Source organism: Saccharopolyspora sp., from assembly GCF_017434145.1.
Taxonomy (GTDB): Bacteria; Actinomycetota; Actinomycetes; order Mycobacteriales; family Pseudonocardiaceae; genus Saccharopolyspora_C; species Saccharopolyspora_C galaxeae.
Window position 1 is genome coordinate 1 of the sequence record NZ_JAFRFW010000351.1, and the last position, 2802, is coordinate 2802.

2 protein-coding genes and 1 pseudogene are annotated in these 2802 nt (G+C 70.2%); all 3 read left to right on the forward strand.

Translation table 11 applies throughout. From position 1 onward, the window contains the following. A pseudogene (secD, locus tag IJH84_RS09700) lies at positions 1 to 1144 on the forward strand (protein translocase subunit SecD); the annotation flags it as partial. Then, entirely contained in the window at positions 1141 to 2376 is a 1236-nt protein-coding gene (secF, locus tag IJH84_RS09705) for a protein translocase subunit SecF (RefSeq protein ID WP_295142964.1), read from the forward strand. The pseudogene secD and the gene secF, both read left to right, overlap by 4 nt. After that, positions 2373 to 2802 (forward strand): adenine phosphoribosyltransferase (locus tag IJH84_RS09710; protein WP_295142967.1); only part of this gene is annotated, 430 nt, incomplete at its 3' end. The genes secF and IJH84_RS09710, both read left to right, overlap by 4 nt.

A 2802-nucleotide genomic window follows, 5' to 3' on the forward strand; every position in this document is an offset into this window, starting at 1 on the left:
GCAGCCGCCGCCGGGCGGTGAGTAGGCCGCCATCGAGGAGGCCAAGCGCACCCGGCAGAGCACCGACCCGGCCGTGCAGATGCAGGCGCTGCAAAGCCTGGACTGCAACGCCGAGGACCCGCTGCGCGGCAACGACGACCCCGCGCTCCCGCTGGTGGCCTGCGACCAGGCGAAGCAGCAGAAGTACGTGCTGGAGCCGGTCTTCCTGCCGGGCAAGGAAGTCGAGACCGCATCGGCGCAGCCCCCGGACCCGCAGGGCCAGCAGCCGGAGTGGTCGGTCCAGGTGCAGTTCAAGAGCGACGGCGCCAAGACCTGGGCGGACTTCACCTCCGCCAACATCGGCCAGCAGGCCGCGTTCGTGCTCGACGGTCAAGTCGTGCAGGCGCCGCGGATCAACGAGGCGCTGCTCGGCGGCAACGCCAGCATCACCGGCGGCTTCAACCAGCAGAGCGCGACCGACCTGGCCAACACGCTCAAGTACGGCTCGCTGCCGCTGGCCTTCGACCAGTCCGAGGCCGAGACGGTCTCGGCGACGCTCGGCGTGGCCTCGCTGGAAGCGGGCCTGATCGCGGGCGGCATCGGCCTGGCGCTGGTCGCGGTGTACTGCCTGGCCTACTACCGGCTGCTGGGGATCCTCACGATCCTTTCCCTGGTGCTGTCGGCGGGCATCGTCTACGCGGTGCTGGTGCTGCTCGGGCGGTGGATCGGGTTCACCCTCGACCTCGCCGGTGTCGCCGGTTTCATCGTGGCGATCGGAATCACGGCCGACTCGTTCATCGTCTTCTTCGAACGACTAAAGGACGAGGTCAGAGAGGGACGCACGTTCCGCTCCTCGGTGCCGCGGGCGTGGACCAGGGCCAAGCGCACGATCCTTTCCGCGGACGCGGTGAGCTTCCTGTCCGCCGCGGTGCTCTACGTGCTGGCGGTCGGCCAGGTGAAGGGCTTCGCGTTCACCCTCGGCATGTCGACCGTGCTGGACCTGGTCGTGGTGTTCCTGGTGACGCATCCGCTGGTGGCGATGGCCTCGAAGAACAAGTTCCTGTCCAAACCCTCGGTATCCGGTCTGGGCGCGGTGCAGCGCATGGCCGCGCAGCAGCGGCGCGACGCCCGCTCCCGGGGTGCTTCCACGGCTAAGGAGGCTTGACGGTGTCGACAAACAGCGACGTCGCCCGTCCCGAGGGCGTGCTGCACCGGCTCTACACCGGCACCGGCGCGTTCGACATCGTCGGCAAGCGCTCCCGCTGGTACATCGCGCTGGGCCTGCTGACGCTGGTGTGCATCGGCGCCATGGGGTTCAAGGGCTTCAACCTCGGCATCGACTTCGAGGGCGGCACCAAGATCCAGCTGCCCGCGGCCGGTGCGCAGGGCCCGATCTCCGAGGACCAGGTCCAGGACGCCTTCCGGGATGCGGTCGGGCGCCCGGCCGAGACCGTGCAGATCGTCGGTGCGGGCGACAGCCAGTCCATCCAGGTACGCAGCGAGTCGCTCTCGCCGGACCAGGTCTCCGCGGTCAAGCAGACCCTGTTCGAGCAGACCCGGCCGCTCGGTGACAACGGGCAGCCGAGCCCGCAGGCGGTCAGCGACAGCGCGGTCAGCGGCACCTGGGGCGGTGAGATCACCCAGCAGGCGCTGCTCGCGCTCGGCGTGTTCCTGGTGCTGGTGACGGTCTTCCTGGCGTTCTACTTCGAGAAGTGGATGGCGGTGGCGGCGCTGATCGCGCTGCTGCACGACGTGGTGGCGACCGCCGGGCTGTACTCGCTGATCGGCTTCGAGGTCACGCCGAGCACGGTGATCGGTCTGCTGACCATCCTCGGCTTCTCGCTCTACGACACCGTCGTGGTGTTCGACAAGGTCAAGGAGAACACCCGCGGCCTGCTCGGGCTGACCCGCCGGACCTATCCGGAGGCGGCGAACCTCGCGGTGAACCAGACCCTGATGCGCTCCATCAACACCTCGATCATCGCGCTGCTACCGGTGCTCGGGCTGCTGGTGGTCGGCGCCGGGCTGCTCGGCGTCGGCGTGCTGCGGGACCTGGCGCTGGTGCAGCTGATCGGCATGCTGGCCGGCGTGATCTCGTCGATCTTCCTGGCCACGCCGCTGCTGGTGGACTTCAAGATGCGCGACCGCAAGTACCGCGCGCACGAGGCGAAGGTGTTCCAGCGCAGGCGCAAGGCCGCGGCGAAGGCCGCGGGCGAGGAGGAACCGGACGAGCCGGAGGAGCCCGCGCTGCAGGAGCGCGAGATGGCCGGTGCGAGCAGCACGGCCGCTGCCAAGGCGCCGACGCCCAGCGGCAAGAAGTCCGGTGGCGGTGGGCAGAACCGCCGTCGCCCGGGCGGCAAGTCCAGCCGTCCCAGCGGTAAGCGACGGCGTTCATGACCGAGGATGCCGTGCGGGTGGTTCACCCGGCGCTGCAGGACGCGGCGCGGCTGATCCGGGAGGTGCCGGACTTCCCGGAGCCGGGCGTGCTGTTCCGGGACATCAGCCCGCTGCTCGCGGACGGCCCCGCGCTGTCCGCGGTGGTCACCGCGCTCGCCGACGGATTCGAGTTCGACCTGGTCGCGGGCGTGGAAGCGCGCGGTTTCCTGGTGGGCGCGGCCGTCGCGCAGGCGCACGGCACCGGTGTGGTGGGGCTGCGCAAGCCGGGCAAGCTGCCGGAGGTCGCCGACCGGGTCGACAACACCTTGGAGTACGGCTCGGCCGGTCTGGAACTTCCGGCCGATGCCGTGCGCCCCGGGCAGCGGGTGCTGGTCGTGGACGACGTGTTGGCCACCGGCGGTACGCTCAACGCGGCCTGCGAGCTGC